The sequence below is a fragment of the Microbacterium sp. UNCCL10 genome, from assembly GCF_000746195.1.
Classification (GTDB): Bacteria; Actinomycetota; Actinomycetes; order Actinomycetales; family Microbacteriaceae; genus Microbacterium; species Microbacterium saccharophilum.
This window is the reverse complement of the sequence record NZ_JQKT01000008.1, coordinates 85,368-107,076: the sequence shown is the minus strand read 5'-3', so window position 1 is coordinate 107,076 and position 21,709 is coordinate 85,368. Positions and strand designations below refer to the sequence as shown.

Genomic DNA, 21,709 nt, shown 5'->3' with positions numbered 1-21,709 from the left:
GCGCCAGCTCGCGCTCCGGCGGTGTCAGACCGAAGCGCGCGGCGCCGCCGTCGAGCGACGCACTTCCAGCCGCGGCTGGAAGACGACGTCGTGGTCGGGGGTGCGCCCCTCGATGAGCGCGTGCATCCGGGCCCACGCGAGCGTCCCGAGTGCCGCGTGCGGCACGGACGCGGTCGTCAGCGACGGGGACATGAACTTCGCGAACGGGATGTCGTCGAACCCCGTGACGGAGATGTCGTCGGGCACGCGGACGCCGCGCTCGACGAGCCCGTGCACCATGCCGATCGCGACGAGGTCGTTGAAAGCGAGCGCGGCGGTCGCCCCGGAGTCGATGACCGCGGGGACCGCCGCGAGCCCCTCCTCGCTGCCCCGGCCGCCCGGGATCGAGACGAGCTCCACGTCGGGCGCGTCGGCGAGGAAGTCGGCGAGTCCTCGGCGGCGGTTCTCGTTCGCGACGCCCTCCGGGCCTTCGACGTACGCGAGCCGCCGGTGCCCGAGCGCGTACAGGTGCTGCGCGAGCGAGGCGATGCCCGAGCGGGAGTCCACGGCGAGGGTGGGCGCCGTGACGCGTGTGCTCTGCCGGTTCATCAGGACGACGGGGCCGAGGGATGCCGTGGCCTGCGCCAGGTCGTCCTCGCTCATGCGCGGTGCGCAGAGGACGAGGGCGTCGCACCGACGCCGGACCTCGGCCGCGAGGATCGGCTCGTCCGCCGCGGATTCCGCGGAGTCCGCGACGAGCACACGATACCCGGACGCCGCGGCGGCGGCGCTCAGCCCCGTCAGGACAGCCTGGAAGGCCGGGTTGGCGAGGTCGGGGACGAGGAACGCGATCGCATTGGTCTGACCGAGCGCGAAGCTGCGGGCCAGGTGGTTGGGGGAGTAGGACAGCTCGAGTGCGGAGGCGCGCACCCGCTCGGCGATGCCGGGCTCGCCGAGGAAGCGGCCGTTCATGACGCGCGACACCGTCGCGGGGGACACTCCGGCGTGCGCCGCCACTTCGGCGATCGTCGTCGCGCGGGATCGTGCCACGGGGCTCCTTCCGAGCCATCGCACCCCCAGGGGGCGGGGGAGGCGAGGACCATCCTAAGTGAAACCGCTTTCAGGAGCGGGGTGGGGTGAATCCCGGTCGGGTGAGAGTGCCGGGACCGTCGCCGGTGATCTCGACCCGGTCGTTGGGAGACAGGGCGAGGTCGACGGCGGTGCCTTCCCCGCGCAGCGTGCCCGCGACCGCACCCGCGGCGAGACAGGTCACCGCGGCGACCTGTCCGTCGGCGGAGACCTCCACGCGCCAGCCGCGCGGGAAGCGCACCCGCTCGGCGCCGTCGCGGTGCACGACGACCGTCTCGTCGTCGCCGGCCAGCTCCCAGTGCACGCCGTGCACGGTACGCGAGGCCGCCGTCGCGGTCGGCGCCCGACCGTGATCGAGACGGGTGGGGATCAGGCCGCTCAGCCACACGCGCCCGTCCGGGAGCGGAAGGATCCCGGCGTCGCGTTCGAGCGTGTCGAGCAGCCAGAGGATCGACGGCGAGTACGCCTCCGTGTAGCCGGCGTCGGCCGACCACGGGTCGTAGCACTGCGCGAAACGGCCATGGCCGGCCATCGCGGTGAGCAGGCCGGCATGCGACAGGGCGAGCTCCGCGACGCGGCCGTGCCGCTCGAACGCGTGCGCAGCGCGGATCAAGGTCAGCGCGTTGACGGGACCGGCCCACGAGTTGCGGGTGTGATCGCCGTCGAAGCGGGGATCGTCCATCGCGACGGAGGTGAACCCCGCCGCGGACAGGAACCGCCGGGTGTGCATGAGATGGTCCTCGAGGGATGCCGTGAACAGCGCGTCATCCGCGATCTCGCACGCGAGCACCCGCAGCAGCACGTCCGACGCGACCCGGACGTGCGTGCCGTCCGCGGCGCGGTCGTAGAACATGCCGTCCCGCTCGTCGTGGCACTGTGCGAACAACGCCGCCCGCGAGGCGTCGGCCTTCTCCCGCCACGGCTCCGGCGCCTCGCCGAGCTCGGCGGCGATCAGGGCGAGGTACGCCCGCTGGCACGCGACGTTCGCCGTCAGATCGGGAGCGACGAAGGGGAGGAGCGGCACGCCGGGGTCGTAGCGGGCGGCGTCCCCGTGGTGGCACCGATCCGGCACCTGCCAGAACCGGGGCGACAGGTCGTGCCCCGTGTCGAACGTGCAGAACGCCTCCACCCCACCGGTGCCGCGCGTGTCGCGGTGCGCCGCGACCCATGCGTCGTTGCGCGCCATCGCGGTGTACATCGTGGTGAGGTACGCGCGGTCGCGGCCGGTCCGCAGGTAGTGGGTCCACACGCCGCGGGCGAGCGGGGAGACGGTCTGGATCTGGGTGAACGCCGGACCGTCGCCGGTGATCTTGTACGGCAGCAGCCCGTCGTCCCGCTGCGCCGCGGCGAACGCGAGATGCGTCGCGCGGGTGACGTCCGGGGCGAAGCGGTCGAGGATCTCGGCGTTGATCGTCGCGGTGCTCTCCAGCCACGCACCCCGGTACACCCCGCCCTCATGGAGGAGCTGCGCCCCGCCGGTCGGCGCGATGCAGGTGTCGAGCTCGGCGACGGCGCGATGCCAGCGGTCCTCGAGCGCGCCGCCGTGTTCGCCGCCGACGGCCGCGAAACCCAGCCGCGCGGCACGGATCCCCGCGCCGAGTGGGCCGTCCGCGGCGATGCCGGCGCGGGCGACGGCATCCGCTGCGCGCAGTCTGGTCAGCGCTTCGTCGATGGCTGTCATCAGGTCTCCTGGGAAACGGAGCGCCCGCCGCAGGCGACTCCCGGAGGAGTCTCCCACGGCGGGCGCTCGGGGATCAGTCGCCGGCGACGGATGCCGACAGCTCGTCGACCCACTGCTGTGCGCCGTCTGCCACCGAGGTGTTCCCGAACAGGATGTCGGATTCGATGCGCTGCGACAGCTCGTTGAGGATGGCGCCGCCCGCGGGCTGCGGCGGTGCGACGACGCCGACCTCGAGGACCGTGCCGAGGTACTCGGCCGCCTGCGCGTCGGCGGGGGCCAGGAGCGGTTCGACCACGGCGAGGGTGTCGGGGTTGAACGGCAGACCGCGGTTGGCGAGGATGATCTCCGCCGCCGCGGGCTGGTTCAGGAGCCAGTCCACGAGCAGCGCCGCGGCCTCCGGGTGCTTCGTGCCGGACGCGATGGCCCAGTACTGCGACGGCAGCACCGCGACGCCGGAGACGCCCGTGCTCGAGGGCGGGGTGAGGATCTCCACCTCGGAACCCGCGCCGGCCTGGTAGGTGGCGATCTGGTTGCTGTAGGCGAAGGTCATCCCCGCCTTGCCGGTGCCGAAGAGGGTCAGGTCGGGCGTGACGTTCCAGTGCTCGACGATGACGGACGGGTCGGGCAGGGCGCCGGACTCCACCATCTGCTGCTCCATGGCATACCAGTCCTCCACGACGTCGGCGCCGACGGCCACCTCGCCGTCCCAGTCGTAGATGCCGGTGTCGGTGTACTGCGCGACGTACGTGCCCATGGCATCCTGCACGCGCAGGTCGAGGCCGACGATGCCGTCGCCCGCGTTGGCGGAGATCTGCTCCGCGACGTCGGCGAAGTCCTCCCACGTCCACGACGCGTCCGGCAGCTCGACGCCGGCCTTCTCGAAGATGGCCGGGTTCACGAGCACGCCGATGGCGTTGCCGCCGGTGGGCAGGCCGTACAGCGTCTCGTCGACGATCGCGTTCGTGAGGGTGAAGTCCTCGTACTTATCGGTGGGGAGCTGTTCGCTCACGGTCGCGAGATCGAGCAGGGCGCCGGCGGCGCCGTACTCCTGCGGCTTCGCGCCGCCGAGGGCGAAGACGTCGGGCGCCGTGCCGGAGGCGAAGTCCGTCGCGAGGCGGTTGAAGAGGTCGTCGGGGGCGCCGACGGGCTCCTCCACCACCGTGATGCTGGGGTACTCCTCCTCGAAGAGGTCGATCGCCTCGGCCATGATGGCCGCGCGCTCGTCGTTGCCCCACCAGGCGATGTGGAGCTCGACCTCCTCCTCGGGGTCGAAGCCGCTCGGCGAGGCGGCCGGTTGGGCGGCGCCGGAGCAGCCCGCGAGGGCCAGCGCGGCGATGAGGATCGTCCCGGCACCTGCGCGTGCCGTGCGGGACCGTGATGTACGCGTCATTGCGCCTCTTTCGTCATGTACCGATGTCGCCCACCCGGCGACGCGGACCCGGCGGCAGGACGTCGCCGGTCGGGAGCGGCTCAGAAACCGCTTTCACGGAAAGTAGCAGGGCGGGGGGAGGGTGTCAATTGTTGTTGCCCCCTCGTTATCGACAGGGTTGACGGTCGTCCGTCCGAGGGATGCGGGAAATCAACGAGAAGGACGTGTTTGACGCCCGGGCGCGTGTCGGTCATACTGAACCGGCATCCGTGAAAGCGGTTTCTCCCCGATGGAGTCACGGCATGCGAGAACGAAGACGAGGAGGTCTCCGTGAGCAGCATCGGAGAGTTGCGCCAGATGGCGCTCCGGCCCCGCGGCGACGCGAAGGCCGCCGGGCGCACCCGCTATCCCGACAACAGGGCCGGCTACCTATTCCTGGCCCCGTGGCTGATCGGCCTGCTCGTCTTCACGATCGGGCCCATGCTGGCATCCCTGTTCCTGTCCTTCACCGACTACAACCTGCTGCAGCCGCCGTCCTGGTCGGGGTTCGACAACATCGTCGAGATGGCCGGCGACGCGCGGCTGTGGAACTCGCTGCGGGTCACCCTCATCTACGTGTTCGTGTCGGTGCCGCTGCAGCTGGCGCTCGCTCTCGCCGTCGCGATGCTGCTCGATCGCGGCATGCGCGGCCTCGCCTTCTACCGCTCGGTGTTCTACCTGCCGAGCCTGCTCGGCGGATCCGTCGCGATCGCCATCCTGTGGCGGCAGGTATTCGGCAAGGAGGGGATCGTCAACTCGTTCCTCGCCTGGTTCGGCATCGAGGGGCCGGGCTGGATCTCGCACCCCGACTACGCGCTCGCGACGATCATCATCCTGCACGTATGGACTTTCGGGTCCCCGATGGTCATCTTCCTCGCCGGTCTCCGGCAGATCCCGGAGATGTACTACGAGGCCGCGCAGATGGACGGCGCCGGGCGGTTCCGCCGCTTCTTCTCCATCACGTTCCCGCTGCTGACGCCCATCATCTTCTTCAACCTGGTGCTGCAGATCATCTTCGCGTTCCAGTCCTTCACGCAGGCCTACATCGTGTCCGGGGGGACCGGCGGGCCGTCGGACTCGACCATGTTCTTCACGCTCTACCTCTACAAGGAGGCCTTCACCGAGCTGAACATGGGCTACGCCTCGGCCATGGCGTGGCTGCTGCTGCTCATCATCGCCGCGTTCACCGCCGTCAACTTCTGGCTGTCGAAGTTCTGGGTCTTCTATGACGACTGATCTGACACCCCGCACCCCGCGCCGACGCCGCCCCGAGGAGACCGACATGACCAGCACCGCAGACGACACGTTCGCCGTCGTCCTGCCCGGAAGGGACGACGAGACACGCAGGCGTCTCCGTCGGCGCAGCACCACCCGCTCGGTGTTCAAGCACATCGGGCTGATCATCCTGTCGGTGATCATGATCTACCCGCTGATCTGGCTCGTGGTCTCGTCGCTGAAACCCAACGACGCGATCTTCTCCGACCTCGGGATCTTCACGACCGACCTGACCTTCGACAACTACATCTACGGGTGGACGTCGCAGCAGCTGCCGTTCAGCCACTTCCTCGCGAACTCGACGATCCTCGTGGTCGGTGCGATCCTCGGGAATCTCGTGTCGTGCTCCCTCGCCGCGTACGCGTTCGCGCGGCTGCGTTTTCGCGGCCGGAACCTGTACTTCGCGATCATGCTCGGCACGATCATGCTGCCGTTCCACGTCGTGCTCGTGCCGCAGTTCATCATCTTCCGCCAGCTCGGCTGGCTGGAGACATTCCTGCCGCTCATCGTCCCGAAGTTCCTCGCGATGGACGCCTTCTTCATCTTCCTCATGGTGCAGTTCATCCGCGGACTGCCGAAGGAGATCTTCGAGGCGGCGCGCATCGACGGCGCGGGGCACGGCCGGATCTTCGCGCAGGTGACGCTGCCGCTCATGGTCCCCGCCCTCGCGACGACGACCATCTTCACCTTCATCTGGACGTGGGGCGATTTCTTCGGACCCCTCATCTACCTCCGGACCCGGGAGAACTTCCCCGTCTCGGTTGCGCTGAAGGGCTTCATCGATGCGCAGTCGTCGTCGAACTACGGGGCGATGTTCGCGATGTCGGTCGTCTCGCTCATCCCCCTGTTCCTCGCCTTCCTGCTGGGCCAGCGCTACCTGGTCAAGGGCATCGCGACGACGGGGATCAAGTGAGGTCCGCCACCGTGGCATCCCCGCTTCGCTATGCGCTCGTCGGCGCCGGTTCCCGCGCCCAGATGTACGTCGACGCGATCACCGGCCCGCACGCCGACGTCGCCGAGCTCGTCGCCTGGGCCGATCCGAACCCGGGCCGGCTGGACTGGCATGAGGCGCGGGTGCGGGCGTCCGGTGCCCAGGCGCCGGCGCGGTTCGACCCCGCGGACCTCGCCGCCGCGGTCGCGGCGCACGGCATCGACCGGGTCATCGTGACCTCGCCCGACGCGACGCACGCCGAGCTCGTCGCGGTCGCGCTGGAGGCCGGCGCGGACGCGATCGTGGAGAAGCCGCTGACGACGAGCGAGGCCGGCGTCCGCCGGATCGCGGATGCGGTGGCGGCGACCGGGCGGTCGGTCACTGTGACGTTCAACTACCGCTACTCGCCGCGCAACACCGCTCTGCGCGAGGTCATCGCCTCGGGGCGGGTCGGCGAGGTGACCTCGGTGCACTTCGAATGGGTGCTCGACACGGCGCACGGCGCCGACTACTTCCGTCGCTGGCACCGCGACAAGCAGACCTCCGGCGGCCTCCTCATCCACAAGTCCTCGCACCACTTCGACCTCGTGAACTGGTGGCTGGATGACGCGCCGACGCGCGTGTTCGCGAGCGGCGGCCTGCGGTTCTACGGCGCCGAGAACGCCGCACGGCGGGGCCTCGGCGACCGGCCGGCGCGCGGCAGCGTGGACTCCCCGCTCCGGGACGCGTTCAGCCTCGACCTGCGGGCCGATCCGGACCTGCGCGGGCTCTACTTCGATCAGGAGCGGTACGACGGCTACCTCCGCGACCGCGACGTGTTCGACCCGGGCATCACGATCGAGGACAACCTGTCACTCGTCGTCGACTACGCCCGCGGCGCGACGATGTCGTACTCGCTGAATGCGCACTCCCCGTGGGAGGGCTACACGGTGGCCGTCAACGGCACGCGCGGTCGCGCTGAGCTCTCGGTCGTGGAGCGCGGCGCCGTGCTGCTGGGCGCAGACGGCGTCGTGGATCCGAGTGCCCGACCGGATGCCGTGGCCGGCGACGACCGCCGTCCGGTGTCGGAGACGCTGGTCGTGCAGGAGCACTTCGCGGTCGCCGACGTCGTGCCCATCCCGGAGGCGGTGGGCGGTCACGGCGGCGGAGATGCGCAGCTGCTGCGTGAGGTGTTCGCGGGAGCGGGGGACGACCCGCTCGCTCGCGCGGCGTCGTGGCGGGACGGTGTGCGCTCCGTCGCCGTCGGCCTTGCCGGCAACCGCTCCCTCCAGACTGGTCAGGCCGTGCGCGTCGCGGAACTCGGTCTCGGGGCGGCCGCGGACGCGTTCGGCCGCTGACGGCTCAGGCGCTGACGTTCAGGCGGGCGGCGCGTCGGGGTGGAGCGTCGCGATCATGTCCTCCTCGACGTCGTTGTCGGCCTCGAGCTCGTCCTCGGTGCCTTCATCGCCGCCGAGCGGCTTGTCCGAGGCGGCGAGGGCTTCGCTCTGCGAATCGTCGTCGCCGGTCAGCGGGCCGGAGGAGTCGTGCGTCTGATCGCTCATGGCCCCACGCTACGCGCGGCGGCGCCGGCGCGACAGCATCAGGCCTGCGGCTCGTAGCGGCGGGGGGCATGCGTGCGTGCGACCAGGTCACGCAGCGCCTCGAGCGACCCGTTGACGAGACCGGCCGCGCGCGCCTGGACGAGGATGTTGCCGAGCGCCGTCGCCTCGACCGGTCCGGCGAGCACGGGCATCCCAGCGCGGTCCGCGGTGCGCTGGCAGAGGAGTTCGTTGAGCGCCCCGCCCCCGACGATGTGGATGGTGCGCACGTCCACGCCGCCGATCCGGCCCGCGTCGCGCGCGGAGACCGCGAACGCCTCCGCGAGCGACTCGACGATGGAGCGCGTGTACTCGGCGCGCGTGCGCGGCGCGGCGACGCCGTGCTCGGCGCACCAGGCGTCGATCCGGCCCGGCACGTCGCCCGGAGCGAGGAAGCGCGGGTCGTCGACGTCGAACACCGGCACCGTGTGGGGCGGCACCTCGGCCGCCGCGTCGAGCAGCGTCGGAAGGTCGATCCGGTGCCCCTGGCGCTCCCAGCCGCGCACGGCTTCGCTGAGGACCCACAGGCCCATCACGTTGTGCAGCAGGCGCACCCGGCGGTCGACGCCCCCCTCGTTCGTGAAGTTGGCGCGCAGCGCGGCGGGGGTCAGCACGAGGCGCTCGACCTCCACGCCGACGAGGCCCCACGTGCCGCAGGAGATGTAGGCGGCGGCATCCGCCTGCATCGGCACGGCCACGACGGCGGATGCCGTGTCGTGCGAGCCGACCGCCGTGACGCCGGCGGCCGCCCCCGCACCGAGGGACGCCGCGACATCGGGGGTGAGCGTGCCGAGGCGCTCGCCGGGGGCGATGAGGGCGGGCAGGAGGTCGCGGGGGAGGCCCAGGGCGGCGATGAGCTCATCGTCCCACGTCCCGTCGAGCACACGTAGGAGGCCCGTGGTCGACGCGTTGGTCAGCTCGGCGCGGGCGGATCCGGTCAGCCAGAACCCGAGGAGGTCGGGGATGAGGAGGGCGGAGTCGGCCAGCGCGAGCACGGCGGGGTCCTCGGCGGCGAACTGGTAGAGCGTGTTGAACGGGAGGAACTGCAGCCCGTTGCGCTCGAACAGCTCGGCGTGCGGCATCCGTGCGTGCACCGACTCGACACCGCGCCCCGTCCGCTCGTCGCGGTAGTGGAAGGGGTTGCCGAGCAGCCGCTCGCCGCGGAGCAGCCCGTAGTCGACGGCCCACGAGTCGATGCCGATGCTCGTGATGCCCGGCTCCTGCCGGAACGCTTCGCGGAGACCCCCGAGCGCGGCGCCGTACAGCCCCAGGATGTCCCAGTGCAGGCCGTCGCCGGCGTGCACCGGGTCGTTGGGGAACCGTGCGACGGCGGTCGCCTCGAGCGTGTCGGGGCCGACGTGGCCGACGATCACCCGTCCGCTCGTCGCGCCGAGGTCGACGGCGGCGACGGAGCCCGTCATCGCAGGAAGGCGGCCGCGACGCCGGAGTCGACCGGGATGTGCAGGCCGGTCGTGCGGCTCAGCTCGGGGCCGGTGAGGACGTACACGGCGTCGGCGACGTTCTCCGGGACGACCTCCCGCTTGAGGATCGTGCGGTTCGCGTAGAACTGGCCGAGGTCCTCCTCCTTGACTCCGTACGTCGCGGCGCGGTTGGCGCCCCACCCGGAGGCGAAGATGCCGGAGCCCCGGACCACCCCGTCGGGGTTGATGCCGTTGACGCGGACGCCGTGCTCGCCGAGTTCGACGGCGAGGAGGCGCACCTGGTGGGCCTGGTCGGCCTTCGTCGCCGAGTACGCGATGTTGTTGGGGCCGGCGAAGACGGAGTTCTTCGAGGAGATGTAGATGATGTCGCCGCCCATGCGCTGCGCGATGAGGGCGTGCGCCGCGGCCTTGCTGACGAGGAACGAGCCCTTCGCCATGACGTCGTGCTGCAGATCCCAGTCCTTCTCGGTGGTCTCCAGCAGCGGCTTGGACAGCGACAGCCCGGCATTGTTGACGACGAGGTCGATGCCGCCGAAGGCGAGGAGCGTCGCGTCGATGGCGGCCTGCACGCCGGCGGCGTCGGCGACGTTCGCCGCGACGCCGATCGCGACGTCGGTGCCGCCGAGCTCGGCGGCGGCGGCCTGCGCCTTCTCGAGGTCGAGGTCGGCGACGACGACGCACGCGCCCTCCGCGGCCAGTCGCGCCGCGATGGCCTTGCCGATGCCGCTCGCGGCGCCGGTCACGAACGCGATGCGTCCCTGGTGCGACTTCGGCTTCGGCATCCGCTGCAGCTTCGCCTCTTCGAGCGCCCAGTACTCGATGCGGAACTTCTCGGCATCCGAGATGGGGGAGTAGGTCGAGAGCGCCTCGGCGCCGCGCATGACGTTGATCGCGTTGACGTAGAACTCGCCGGCGACGCGCGCCGTCTGCTTGTTCGCACCGTAGCTGAACATGCCGACGCCCGGTACGAGGACGATGAGCGGATCGGCGCCGCGGATCGCGGGGCTCTCCTCGGTGGCGTGCGCGTCGTAGTAGGCCTGGTAGTCGGCGCGGTACTCCTGGTGCAGCTCCTGCAGGCGGGCGATCGCGTCGTCGACGGAGGCGCCGGCCGGCAGGTCGAGGATGAGCGGCTTGACCTTGGTGCGCAGGAAGTGGTCGGGGCAGCTCGTGCCGAGGGCGGCGAGGTCAGGGGCCTTCTCGGATGCCAGGAAGTCGAGCACGACGTCGCTGTCGGTGAAGTGCCCCACCATCGGCTTGTCGGTGGACGCGAGGCCGCGGATGGTCGGAGCCAGCGCCGCGGCGCGGGCGCGCCGCTCCGCCTCGGGGAGCGCCTCGAACCCGGCGCGGACGGCGCCGAACGGGTCGGCCTTGCCGTGCTCGGCGATGTGCGCGGCGGCGGTGTCGATGATCCACAGGCTGTTGCGCTCGGACTCCTCCGACGTGTCGCCCCACGCCGTGATCCCGTGCCCGCCGAGGATGCAGCCGACGGCCTGCGGGTTCGCCGCCTTGATCGCTGCGATGTCGAGGCCGAGCTGGAAGCCGGGGCGACGCCACGGCACCCAGACGACCTTCTCGCCGAAGATCCGCGTCGTGAGCTCTTCCCCGTCGGCGGCGGTCGCGATCGCGATGCCGGCGTCGGGGTGGAGGTGGTCGACGTGCGCGGCATCCACGAGCCCGTGCATCGCCGTGTCGATCGACGGCGCCGCGCCGCCCTTGCCGTGCAGGCAGTAGTCGAACGCGGCGACCATCTCGTCCTCGCGCTCGACGCCCGGGTAGACGTCGACGAGCGCGCGCATGCGGTCCAGGCGGAGCACCGCGAGACCCTCGGGCTTCAGCGTGCCGAGGTCACCGCCGGATCCCTTGACCCAGAGCAGCTCGACCGGCTCTCCCGTGACGGGGTCGGTCTCGGTGCCCTTGGCCGACGTGTTGCCGCCGGCGTAGTTGGTGTTCTTCGGGTCGGCACCCAGGCGGTTGCTGCGGGCGATGAGCGCCTGGGCGGTCTCGTTGGTCATTGTGGGTCGGTTCGCTTTCGTCGGTGTCCGGACACTCGGGAAGGGAGTCGGGGGAGGGTGGTCAGGCGCCCCAGCCCGCCTGGGTGCCGCCGACGCGGTCGGCGGCGATGCGCTGCTGGTACCCGGAGGCGGCGTACGCGGCCATCGGGTCGGCGGGCAGGCCCCGCGACTCGCGCCACTGCGCCAGCTGGGGGCGGACGTCGGTGTAGAACGCATCCATCAGCACGGCGTTCGCGGCCAGGACGTCGTTCGCGTTCTGGGCCGCGTCCAGCGCGTCGCGGTCGACCAGCAGGGCGCGGGCGGTCATCTCCTGCACGTTGAGCACCGAGCGGATCTGACCGGGGATCTTGTCCTCGATGTTGTGGCACTGGTCGAGCATGAACGCGACGTCGGGGTTGTTGAGGCCCCCGCCGCGGATCACCTCGAGGATGATGCGGAACAGCTGGAACGGGTCGGCCGCCCCGACGATGAGGTCGTCGTCGGCGTAGAAGCGCGAGTTGAAGTCGAACGAGCCGAGCTTCCCGAGGCGCAGCAGCTGCATGACGATGAACTCGATGTTGGTGCCGGGCGCGTGGTGCCCGGTGTCCAGGCACACGAGGGCACGGTCGCCGAGGGCCGCCACCTGCGCGTAGGAGGTCCCCCAGTCCGGGACGTCGGTGTGGTAGAACGACGGCTCGAAGAACTTGTACTCCAGCACGAGGCGCTGCTCGCCGGACAGGCGGGCGTAGATCTGCTGCAGGGAGTCCTGCAGGCGGTCCTGGCGCGCGCGCATGTCGTTCTGGCCGGGGTAGTTCGACCCCTCGGCGAGCCAGATCTTCAGGTCGCGGGAGCCGGTGGCATCCATGATGTCGATGCACTCGAGGTGGTGGTCGATCGCCTTCCGGCGGATGCGCTCCTCATGGTGCGTGAGGGCGCCGAACTTGTAGTCCTCGTCCTGGAAGGTGTTCGAGTTGATCGTGCCGAGGGCGACGCCGAGGTCTTCCGCGTGGCGGCGGAGCGCCGCGTAGTCGTCGACCGTGTCCCACGGGATGTGCAGGGCGACCGACGGGGCGAGCGCCGTGTGCCGGTTGACCTCGGCGGCGTCGGCGATCTTCTCGAACGGGTCGCGGGGTGTGCCGGCGGTCGGGAAGACGCGGAACCGGGTGCCGGAGTTGCCGAACGCCCAGCTGGGCAGCTCGATGCCCTGCTGCGCGAGGGTGGCGAGGTGGTCGGAGGTGAGGGTGCTCACGATGCGTCGCTTTCGTGGTCGGTGACGGATGCCGTCAGCTGGTCGTGCAGGTGGAAGATCTCGGTCAGGGTGGTCGCGGCCTGGTCGGGACGCCCGTCGAGGTCGACGAAGAAGGGGGCCATCTCGGCTTCCCACCGCGTCGCGACCTCGGATGCGGCGAGGTAGGCCTGTGCCGCGGCGTCGTCGTCGGTCTCGTAGTAGCCGATGAGGCGCCCGCCCTCGCCGAGGAAGAGGGAGTAGTTGCGGCGACCGGATGCCGCGATCTCCGCGAGCATCTCGGCGCGCACCGGGGTGTGCCGGGCGAGGTACTCGCCGAGCATCTCGGGCTTCACCCGCAGCTCGAAACAGACCCGCTGCGGGGCGGTGGGGCTCGTCATCGAGGACTCCTGGAGGGGTATGAATCGTTTCAGTGAGCCTACGACAGATCGGGTCCGGACGCAAAGGGGCGCGATGACGCGGGCGCGCGCGTGGACGACCGCCGGCGGGCGGCATGGCTAGGATCGGGCGAGCGAGCTGATCGAGAGGAGACCCCGTGGCCGCCAGCATCCGTGACGTCGCCGCCGCGGCCTCCGTCTCCGTCGGCACGGTCTCCAACGTCCTGAACCGGCCGGCCAAGGTGGCCCCGGAGACGGTCGCGCGCGTCCTCGCCGCGATCGCCGACCTGGGGTTCGTCCGCAACGATGCCGCCCGCCAGCTGCGCGTGGGCCGCAGCCGCAGCATCGGTCTCGTCGTCCTCGATGCCGGGAACCCGTTCTTCGCCGACGTCGCGCGCGGTGCGGAGAACCGTGCCGACGAGGCCGATATGGCCGTCCTCCTGGGCAACGCCGACGAAGACCCGTCCCGCGAGGCCCGCTACCTCGACCTGTTCCTCGAGCAGCGCGTCAACGGCGTGCTCATCACCCCCACGACCGACGACGTCCCGCGGCTGAAGCGGGTGCAGGATGCCGGGTCACCGGTGATCCTCGTCGACCGGGAGATCGAGGGCTCGGGCTTCTGCTCCGTCGCCGTCGACGACGTGGAGGGAGGTCATCTCGCGGCATCCCATCTGCTGGCCGCCGGCCGCCGACGGCTGATGTTCCTCGGCGGGCCGCAATCGATCCGCCAGGTCGCCGACCGCCTCGAGGGGGCGCGCCGGGCCGTGGACGCCGTCGCGGGCGCGACGCTGGAGACCGTCGAGATGCCCGCGCTCAGCGTCCTCCACGGCCGTGCGGCCGCGCTCGCGATGCTGGAGAAGCCCGCCGGTCGTCGCCCCGACGCGATCTTCGCCGCCAACGACCTGCTCGCCGTCGGGGCCATCCAGGCTCTCGCGATCATGTCGGGCGTCCGGATCCCCGACGACATCGCACTCATCGGCTACGACGACATCGACTTCGCGGCGGCCACCGTCGTGCCCCTTTCCTCGATCCGGCAGCCGGCATCCCTCATCGGGTACACGGCCGTCGACCTGCTGCTGAAGGAGCTCGCCGAGCCCGGCGGAGCGCACGAGCGGAATGTGCGCTTCCGGCCGGAGCTGGTCGTGCGCGAGTCGACGACGGGCTGAGCCCGGACGCGCCTCAGCCCCGGCGAGCGTCCGCGGGGAGCTTGATCGGAGTCGTCCCGGCGACCTCGTCACTGAACTCCGCAGGCGCCACGACGGGGAGCGGGCGCGTCTCGTCGAGCTGCAGCGCGAACCGGCGTGATTCGTGGCGATGCAGTCGACCGGAGATCAGCAGCCAGGCGAGGCCGATGGCGAAGGCGACGAACGCCGCGCTCGCGCCGACGAGGATCGCGGCGCGGGGACCCCACTCGGCGGCGACCCACCCGACGATGGGCGCGCCGATGGGCGTGCCACCCATGAGGATTGCCATGTACAGGGCGAGCACGCGCCCGCGGAGCGCCGGATCCGTCGTCGTCTGGACATAGCCGTTCGCGGTCGTCAGCGTGGTGACGACGGCGAAGCCCGTGAGCATGAGCGTTGCGGCATATGTCCAGTACGTCGGCATCGCGGCAGACAGGAACGCGGCGGCGGCGAACATCCCGGCGCCCACGATGACGAGGCGGATGCGGGCGCGGTCGCGGCGGGCGGCCAGCAGCGCACCGGCGAGGGACCCCACGGCGAGGATCGAGCTCAGCAGTCCGTACCCGTCGGCCTGCTGGCCGAACTCGAGCGCCATCGTCGAGGCGAAGATCGGGAAGTTCATGCCGAACGCGCCGAGCAGGAACACCATGACGAACGTGACGACGAGGTCGGGGCGGCCCTTCACGTAGCGGAACCCGTCGGCCAGCCGGGAGGCGCCGGCGTGCCGGACGCGCGGGATGAGGTCATCCGTGCGGATGAGCATCAGGGCGACGAGCATCGCGAGGAACGTGACGCCGTTGATGAAGAAGACCCAGCCCGTGCCCACCGCGACGATCACGATGCCCGCGACGGCGGGACCGATCATGCGGGCGCCGTTGAACGACGCGGCGTTCAGCGCGACGGCATTGGAGGCGTTCTCGCGCGACACGAGGTCGGAGACGAAGGCCTGGCGGCTCGGGTTGTCGAAGGCCGACACGACACCGAGCGCGAGGGCGAAGGTGTACATGAGCGGCAGGGTCATGACACCGGCGAGCAGGAGCGCCCCGATCGCGAGCCCGAGCAGGAGCAGCAGGCTCTGCGTGACGAACAGGAGCTTGCGCCGGTCGAAGCGGTCGGCCACCCATCCGGTCACGCTCACCAGGAGCAGCGGGGGAGCGAACTGCAGCGCCATCGTGACGCCCATGGCGCCGGCGTCGTTGTTGGTCAGCTCGGTCAGGACGACCCAGCTGAGGGCCGTGGCCTGCATCCACGCGCCGACGTTGGAGACGAGGGCGCCGATGAACCAGACGCGGTAGTTGAAGACGGAGAAGGAGCGGAACATGGCGCTCATCGCCTCGCCACCTCCCGCATGATCTCGGCGGCACGCGCCAGCGTCGCGCGCTGCTCGTTGTCGAGGGTGCTGAACGCGGACTCGAGCCACAGATCGCGTCGGCGCACCGTCTCCTCGACGACGGCGCGGCCGGCGTCGGTGAGATCGATGTTCACCTTGCGGCGGTCGCTCTCGTCGGGCGTGCGCGTGATGTACCCGGACTCCTCCAGGCAGTTCACGGTGCGGTTCATCGACGGCGACGAGACGCGCTCGCGGTCCGCGAGTTCGCCGAGGGTGTGGCCGCCGTGCATGGACAGGGCGGCGAGCACGGCGAACTGACCGTCGCTCATCGAGTCGACGGCGCGGTGCGCGCGCAGGCGACGGGCGAGCCGGAACGTCGCCATGCGGAAGTCAGCGGCTTCGTGGGCGAGGTCGCCGGAGGTTTCTGAGGAGAGAGCTGGAGAGGTCATGTAATGCTTAGCATAACTCATTAGTCGTGCTAAGTAAAGTGCGAGCCGGATCGGCGGACCCCATTGACACGATTCAGCGGACACGCTTAGGCTCGGCGGTGGCGACTGGGGAAAGCGCATTCCGATTCCGCGATTCAAAGGTGAAGCGAATGAGAACCCCCGTCCGAACGACCCTCGCCGCGGCTGTCGCAGCCGTGGCCCTCGTCCTCCCGGCGCAGGCCGCTGTGGGCGCACCCCCTGCCGTGACCGCGGGCGGGGACCGCCCGCCCGCCGCCACCACCGGCATCCAGCTGGAGTCCCTCGATCGCGGGCTCGTCGCCCTGTCGACGACCGGCGGCATCCACCTCTCCTGGCGCCTGCTCAAGAGCGAGGCGTACGGCGCGGCCGCCACCGGGCTCACCGGCGCCGACTTCGCCGTCTATCGGGACGGCGCCAGGATCGCGCTCGTTACCGACAGCACGACCTTCGTGGATGCCGCCGGCACGGGCCGGTCGTCTTATCGGGTGGCGCCCGTCCTCGCCGGACGCGAGGGCGAGCCGAGCCCGGCGGTCACCCCCTCCGCGCAACCCGCCATCGACATCCCGCTGACCGTGCCCGCCGGGGGGACGACCCCGGCCGGAGAGGCGTACACCTACTCGGCGAACGACGTCTCGGTGGGCGACGTCGACGGCGACGGCGCCTACGAGTACGTCGTGAAGTGGGACCCGTCCAACTCCAAGGACGTCTCCCAGGTCGGGTACACCGGCCCCGTCTTCATCGATACCTACGAGCTCGACGGGACGCTCCTGAACCGCATCGAGCTGGGCGTCAACATCCGCGCCGGCGCCCATTACACGCAGTTCCTCGTCTACGACTTCGACGGCGACGGGAAGAGCGAGACCATCCTCAAGACCGCGCCCGGCACGAAGTCGGTGCAGTACCGTGCCGACGGCACCGTCGCACGGGAGAAGTTCATCACGATGCCGCGCGAGGACCGCCGTGCCGGGTTCTCCCACGACGATGACTATCGGATGAGCGCGCCCGACTACCGCGACCACCTCATCGAGGTGTTCCGGGGCTGGTCCGAGCGCGCGGAGGTCGTCTCGGGGCAGTGGCCCGCGACCCTCGAGGAGGCGTTCGGGGCCCCGGTCACGCACGACTACCCGCTCTCGCCGGAGAGCGCCGCGGAGCTCGTGGACTACTTCATCGACGTGTACGCGCCGTCGCGGTCGGCACGCAACGTGCTGCGCGCCTTCGAGGGCTTCATCGTCGACGGGCCCGAGTACCTGACGGTGTTCGATGGCGCCACGGGAGCCGAGCTCGAAACCGTGCGCTACGAACCGGGGCGGGGCGACGACGGCCTGCTGTGGGGCGACTACGCGATGGCGCGCATCGAACCGGGCAACCGTGTCGACCGCTTCCTCTCCGGCGTCGCGTACCTCGACGGGACGCACCCTTCCGCGATCTTCGCCCGCGGCTATTACACGCGGTCCACGGTCGCGACGTACGACTGGGACGGCCGCCACCTCACCCAGCGCTGGCTCGTCGACAGCGGCCACGTGCCGATGACGAACCCGTTCAACGACGGCCCGCACGGACGCGACGGGACCGACCCGGAGTACGGCACGCTCACGACCCAGGGCTTCCACAGCCTGAGCGCCGCCGACGTCGACGGAGACGGGCGGCAGGAGATCGTCTACGGATCCGCGACGCTCGACGACGACGGCGGACTGCTCTACTCGTCCTTCGACCAGCTGCCCGCCGGGAGCACCGCGCCGGGCGCACAGGCGCGGCTGGGTCACGGGGACGCGATGCACGTCGCCGACATCGACCCCGCCCGTCCGGGCCTGGAGATCTTCACGGTGCACGAGGGCGCCATGAGCGCGCCCTACGGCACCGCACTGCGCGACGCCGCGACCGGGGAGGTGCTGTTCGGCGCCTACTCGGGACGCGACACCGGTCGCGGCATGATCGGCGACGTGCGGACCGACGTGCCCGGCATGGAGGTCTGGTCCAGCATGCCCGCCGGCACGGAGGCCTCCGGGTTGCTCTCCGCGACCGGGGACGTGCTGTCACCGGCGAACCCCGGCACGAACATGTCCATCCGCTGGGCCGGCGATCTCACGACGCAGATCGTGAACGGCGCTCAAGCCGTCACGCCGACGATCGACGACTGGACGCGCGGCACACTGCTGACGGCATCCGGCACCCTCACGAACAACGGCACGAAGGGCAACCCCGCTCTCGTCGCCGACGTGCTGGGAGACTGGCGCGAGGAGCTGCTCGTCCGGACGGCGGACTCGACGGCGCTGCGGATGTACCTGTCGAGCGAGCCGACGACGCACAAGCTGTACACGCTCATGCACGACCCGCAGTACCGGGTCGAGACGGCGCGGCAGCAGACGACGTACAACCAGCCGGCGTACACGAGCTTCCACCTCGCGTCCGGGATGGACTTCTCGCGCGTGCCGCTGCACGCCGCTCCGTTGCCGGTCGCGGCGCCCGGCATCCGCTCGGACCGCACGGGCGTCACGGTGACGTGGCAGCCGCCCGCCGAGCCGGGGACCGAGGAGCTCACCGGGTACGTCGTCACCCTCACGCCGGAACGCGGCAAGAGCGCCGGCAAGGGGAACGGCCACGGACCGAAGCCGCTCGTGACGACCGCCGCCGCGGACGCACGCTCGGTGACCTTCACGTCGGTTCCGGCGGGACGGTGGTCGGCGACCGTCGTCGCGGTGAGCGGCGCCGGCTCGTCGGCCGCGTCGGATCCGTCGGCCACCGTGGTCGTCACGAAGTCCCGCGGATGACGTGAGCGGGGGCGGGGAGAGCAGATGCCGCCTCCCCGCCCCTATGCTCTGTCCATGCCCGAGTTCATCGATGCGCACGGTGTCGCCATCGTCTACGACGTCCATCCCGCCGAGACGACGCCGCGGGCGGTCGTCCAGCTTCTGCACGGCGTCGGCGAGCACGCGGGACGCTACGCGGCCCTGATCACGGCGCTCACCGCGGCCGGGTACACGGTCTACGCGGACGATCACCGCGGCCACGGCCGCACCGGGATGACGCAGCACGGCGGCGACGCGGCGCGGCTCGGCCGGCTCGGCGTCGGAGGGCTGCGTGCGGCGATCGCGGCGTGCCGGCAGTTCACCCACCTCATCCGCGACGAGAACCCCGGACTGCCGCTCATCCTCCTGGGACACTCGTGGGGGTCGCTTCTCGCGCAGAAGATGTTCAACGACGAGCCCGACGCGTACGACGCTGTCGTCCTTTCCGGATCGGCGCTGCGCCGGTTCGGGTCGATGAGCAGCGGTCCGTACAACCGGAAGTGGCACGCCAAGGGCGCTCTCGGCACCGAATGGCTCTCCAGCGATCCTGCGGTCGGGCAAGCCTTCCTGGATGACCCTCTGACGACGACGGTGCCGCTCATCAAGCTCTTCGGGATCATCGACTCCCTGCGGCTGCTGGGACTCCCGCGCCGCGATCTCGGCGTCGACGTCCCGGTGCTGCTCATGGTGGGTCGCGACGACCCGGTCGGCGGACCGCGAAGCGTGCACCGGCTCGCCGACGCGTACCGCACGCGGTCGGGTCTCTCGGATGTCACGACGCTCGTCTATCCCGACGCCCGCCACGAGATCTTCAACGAGGTGAGTCAGGCCGAGGTGCGCGCTGACCTGCTGGCCTGGCTCGACCGCCGCGTCCCGGCTCGCACCTGACGGCGCCGCGGGCGGTGGCCCCGCCGTAGGCTGGGAGGATGCACGGCGAGTACAAGGTCCCAGGCGGCAAGCTCGTCGTGGTCGACCTCGAGGTCAGGGACGGCCGGATCGCGGACTTCCACCTGGCCGGGGACTTCTTCCTCGAGCCCGACGACGCGCTCGCCGACATCGACGCGGCGGTGACGGGCCTTCCCGTCGAAGCGGATGTCGCGACGATCGCGGCCGCCGTGCGCGGCGCGCTGCCGGAGGGCGCGCAGCTTCTCGGCTTCACCCCCGAGGCGGTGGGCACCGCGGTACGCCGCGCGCTCGTCACGGCCCCCGGCTGGCGCGACTTCGAGTGGGAGATCGTCCACGAGAAGGCCGTGTCGCCGCGGATGAACCTCGCGCTCGACGAGGTCCTCACGGCGCGGGTGGGCGATGACCGCCGCCGCCCGACCCTCCGCATCTGGGAGTGGGACGAGTCCGCCGTCGTCATCGGCTCGTTCCAGTCGTACCGCAACGAGGTCGATCCCGACGGAGCCGCTGCGCACGGGTTCGACGTCGTCCGGCGGATCTCCGGCGGAGGGGCCATGCTCATGGCCGCCGGCGCCATCGTCACGTATTCGCTGTACGTCCCGGCATCCCTGGTCGCTGGCATGACCTTCGCGGACTCGTACGCCTTCCTCGACGACTGGGTGCTGCAGGCCCTGCGCTCGCTCGGGATCGAGGCGACCTACCAGCCGCTCAACGACATCGCGTCGCCGCAGGGCAAGATCGGCGGTGCGGCGCAGAAGCGGCTCGCCAACGGCGGCGTGCTGCATCACGCGACCCTCAGCTACGACATGGACGGCCAGGTGCTCACCGATGTCCTGCGCATCGGGCGGGAGAAGCTCAGCGACAAGGGCACCGTGTCGGCGGCCAAGCGCGTCGATCCGCTCCGCAGCCAGACCGGACTGCCGCGCGAGGCGATCATCGAGCGGCTCATCGAGACCTTCACGACGCTCTACGGGGCGCAGCCCGGGCATATCACCGACGAGGAATACGCCGAGGCGGAGGCGCTCGTAACGTCGAAGTTCGCGACCGACGCGTGGCTGCACCGGGTCCCGTGACGGCGCCCCGCGCCGATGCGACTCCGGGGGCCGTCGAGATCCGCCAGGGCGACAACCTGGAGATCGCGCGCTCTCTGGAGAGCGGCTCGTTCGCGCTGGTTTACCTCGACCCGCCGTTCAACACGGGCCGCTCGCAAGGGCGCACCGTCGAACAGGCGGTCGTGAGCGGGGCCGACGACCCGGTCGGGACGACGCTGTCCCCGGTCAAGCGGGGATTCCGCGGCACCAGCTATGCGCGCCTGCGCGGCGACCTGCGTGCCTACGACGACCGGTTCGACGACTACTGGGACTTCCTCGAGCCCCGCCTCGCGGAGGCGTGGCGTCTCCTCAGCCCCGAGGGCACGCTCTACCTGCACCTGGACTACCGGGAGGCGCACTACGCGAAGGTGCTGCTCGACGCGCTGTTCGGTCGCGCCTGTTTCCTCAACGAGCTCATCTGGGCCTACGACTACGGCGCGAAGTCGCGGCGGCGCTGGCCCACCAAGCACGACACGATCCTCGTCTACGTGAAGGACCCGGAGCGCTACCACTTCGACTCGGAGTCCGTCGACCGGGAGCCGTACATGGCGCCGGGCCTCGTCACACCGGAGAAGGCGGCCCGCGGGAAGCTGCCGACCGACGTCTGGTGGCACACGATCGTGCCGACGTCCGGCCGTGAGAAGACGGGCTACCCGACGCAGAAGCCCGAGGGCATCCTTCGCCGGATCGTCCAGGCGTCCAGCCGCCCCGGCGATCGCGTGCTCGACCTGTTCGCCGGGAGCGGCACGACCGGCGCCGTCGCATCCGCCCTCGGCCGCGACGCCGTGCTCGTCGACGACAACCCGGCGGCCATCGCCGTCATGCAGGCGCGCATGCCGCACGCCGTCCTCGCCGCCGCGGACTGACGCCCGGCTGCGAGGCGATGCCCGAGGCGATCTGCAGGATCGGCCGTGACGGATGTGCCCTGTGGGGCTCAGCCGTCACTCTGGTC

The 21,709-nt window shown here is 70.9% G+C and carries 18 protein-coding genes; 8 read left to right on the top strand and 10 right to left on the bottom strand.

What is annotated here, in order from left to right; translation table 11 throughout:
- Positions 1–24: 24 nt before the first annotated feature.
- The 3 genes from BR85_RS09020 to BR85_RS09010 all read right to left on the bottom strand — a co-directional run bounded on the left by BR85_RS09020 (position 25) and on the right by BR85_RS09010 (position 4,139).
- A complete protein-coding gene (locus BR85_RS09020; protein WP_028496424.1) occupies positions 25–1,029 on the bottom strand; it encodes a LacI family DNA-binding transcriptional regulator in 1,005 nt (334 codons plus the stop codon).
- Between the two features lie 70 nt (positions 1,030–1,099).
- Complete coding sequence (locus BR85_RS09015; RefSeq protein ID WP_051526277.1) at positions 1,100–2,749, bottom strand: MGH1-like glycoside hydrolase domain-containing protein; 1,650 nt, start codon at positions 2,747–2,749, stop codon at positions 1,100–1,102.
- Positions 2,750–2,822: 73 nt separating this feature from the next.
- Complete coding sequence (locus BR85_RS09010) at positions 2,823–4,139, bottom strand: ABC transporter substrate-binding protein (RefSeq protein WP_028496425.1); 1,317 nt, start codon at positions 4,137–4,139, stop codon at positions 2,823–2,825.
- A gap of 309 nt (positions 4,140–4,448) precedes the next feature.
- Here BR85_RS09010 and BR85_RS09005 point away from each other — a divergent pair, with 309 nt between their 5' ends.
- The 3 genes from BR85_RS09005 to BR85_RS08995 are packed head-to-tail and all read left to right on the top strand — an operon-like array spanning position 4,449 to position 7,700.
- Positions 4,449–5,393 carry a carbohydrate ABC transporter permease gene (locus BR85_RS09005; protein ID WP_028496426.1) on the top strand — a complete coding sequence of 315 codons (945 nt, stop codon included), beginning with the start codon at positions 4,449–4,451 and terminating at the stop codon, positions 5,391–5,393.
- A 46-nt stretch (positions 5,394–5,439) separates the two neighbouring features.
- Positions 5,440–6,345: a carbohydrate ABC transporter permease gene (locus tag BR85_RS09000; protein ID WP_051526278.1), complete on the top strand. Its 906-nt coding sequence runs from the start codon at positions 5,440–5,442 to the stop codon at positions 6,343–6,345.
- Entirely contained in the window at positions 6,342–7,700 is a 1,359-nt protein-coding gene (locus tag BR85_RS08995; protein WP_028496428.1) for a Gfo/Idh/MocA family protein, read from the top strand. Before BR85_RS09000 ends, BR85_RS08995 begins: the two co-directional genes overlap by 4 nt.
- Positions 7,701–7,718: 18 nt before the next feature.
- Here BR85_RS08995 and BR85_RS08990 read toward each other — a convergent pair whose 3' ends face one another.
- The 5 genes from BR85_RS08990 to BR85_RS08970 all read right to left on the bottom strand — a co-directional run bounded on the left by BR85_RS08990 (position 7,719) and on the right by BR85_RS08970 (position 12,999).
- Entirely contained in the window at positions 7,719–7,904 is a 186-nt protein-coding gene (locus tag BR85_RS08990) for a hypothetical protein (protein ID WP_036272685.1), read from the bottom strand.
- Positions 7,905–7,942: 38 nt separating this feature from the next.
- On the bottom strand, positions 7,943–9,361 hold the full coding sequence (locus tag BR85_RS08985) for a rhamnulokinase (RefSeq protein ID WP_028496429.1): 1,419 nt from the start codon (positions 9,359–9,361) through the stop codon (positions 7,943–7,945).
- Positions 9,358–11,394: a bifunctional rhamnulose-1-phosphate aldolase/short-chain dehydrogenase gene (locus BR85_RS08980; RefSeq protein WP_028496430.1), complete on the bottom strand. Its 2,037-nt coding sequence runs from the start codon at positions 11,392–11,394 to the stop codon at positions 9,358–9,360. Before BR85_RS08980 ends, BR85_RS08985 begins: the two co-directional genes overlap by 4 nt.
- 61 nt (positions 11,395–11,455) lie before the next feature.
- A complete protein-coding gene (rhaI, locus tag BR85_RS08975; RefSeq protein ID WP_028496431.1) occupies positions 11,456–12,622 on the bottom strand; it encodes an L-rhamnose isomerase in 1,167 nt (388 codons plus the stop codon).
- Complete coding sequence (locus BR85_RS08970) at positions 12,619–12,999, bottom strand: L-rhamnose mutarotase (protein ID WP_028496432.1); 381 nt, start codon at positions 12,997–12,999, stop codon at positions 12,619–12,621. The genes rhaI and BR85_RS08970 overlap by 4 nt, the downstream gene beginning before the upstream one ends.
- Before the next feature lie 155 nt (positions 13,000–13,154).
- Here BR85_RS08970 and BR85_RS08965 point away from each other — a divergent pair, with 155 nt between their 5' ends.
- Entirely contained in the window at positions 13,155–14,162 is a 1,008-nt protein-coding gene (locus BR85_RS08965; protein WP_028496433.1) for a LacI family DNA-binding transcriptional regulator, read from the top strand.
- Positions 14,163–14,175: 13 nt separating this feature from the next.
- On the opposite strand, the gene BR85_RS08960 is transcribed toward BR85_RS08965, so the two are convergent.
- Entirely contained in the window at positions 14,176–15,501 is a 1,326-nt protein-coding gene (locus tag BR85_RS08960; RefSeq protein WP_028496434.1) for an MFS transporter, read from the bottom strand.
- 5 nt (positions 15,502–15,506) lie between these two features.
- Positions 15,507–15,959: a MarR family winged helix-turn-helix transcriptional regulator gene (locus tag BR85_RS08955; RefSeq protein WP_028496435.1), complete on the bottom strand. Its 453-nt coding sequence runs from the start codon at positions 15,957–15,959 to the stop codon at positions 15,507–15,509.
- A 149-nt stretch (positions 15,960–16,108) separates the two neighbouring features.
- Between BR85_RS08955 and BR85_RS08950 the strand changes: the two genes are divergently transcribed.
- Genes BR85_RS08950 through BR85_RS08935 form a run of 4 tightly spaced genes read left to right on the top strand, consistent with a single transcriptional unit; the run spans position 16,109 to position 21,623 of the window.
- Positions 16,109–18,745 carry a rhamnogalacturonan lyase family protein gene (locus BR85_RS08950; protein WP_166657802.1) on the top strand — a complete coding sequence of 879 codons (2,637 nt, stop codon included), beginning with the start codon at positions 16,109–16,111 and terminating at the stop codon, positions 18,743–18,745.
- Between the two features lie 54 nt (positions 18,746–18,799).
- A complete protein-coding gene (locus BR85_RS08945; protein ID WP_028496436.1) occupies positions 18,800–19,651 on the top strand; it encodes an alpha/beta fold hydrolase in 852 nt (283 codons plus the stop codon).
- Between the two features lie 38 nt (positions 19,652–19,689).
- Positions 19,690–20,739 carry a lipoate-protein ligase LplAB gene (locus tag BR85_RS08940; protein WP_028496437.1) on the top strand — a complete coding sequence of 350 codons (1,050 nt, stop codon included), beginning with the start codon at positions 19,690–19,692 and terminating at the stop codon, positions 20,737–20,739.
- Positions 20,718–21,623 carry a DNA-methyltransferase gene (locus BR85_RS08935; protein ID WP_424960591.1) on the top strand — a complete coding sequence of 302 codons (906 nt, stop codon included), beginning with the start codon at positions 20,718–20,720 and terminating at the stop codon, positions 21,621–21,623. The genes BR85_RS08940 and BR85_RS08935 overlap by 22 nt, the downstream gene beginning before the upstream one ends.
- Positions 21,624–21,709 lie beyond the last annotated feature (86 nt).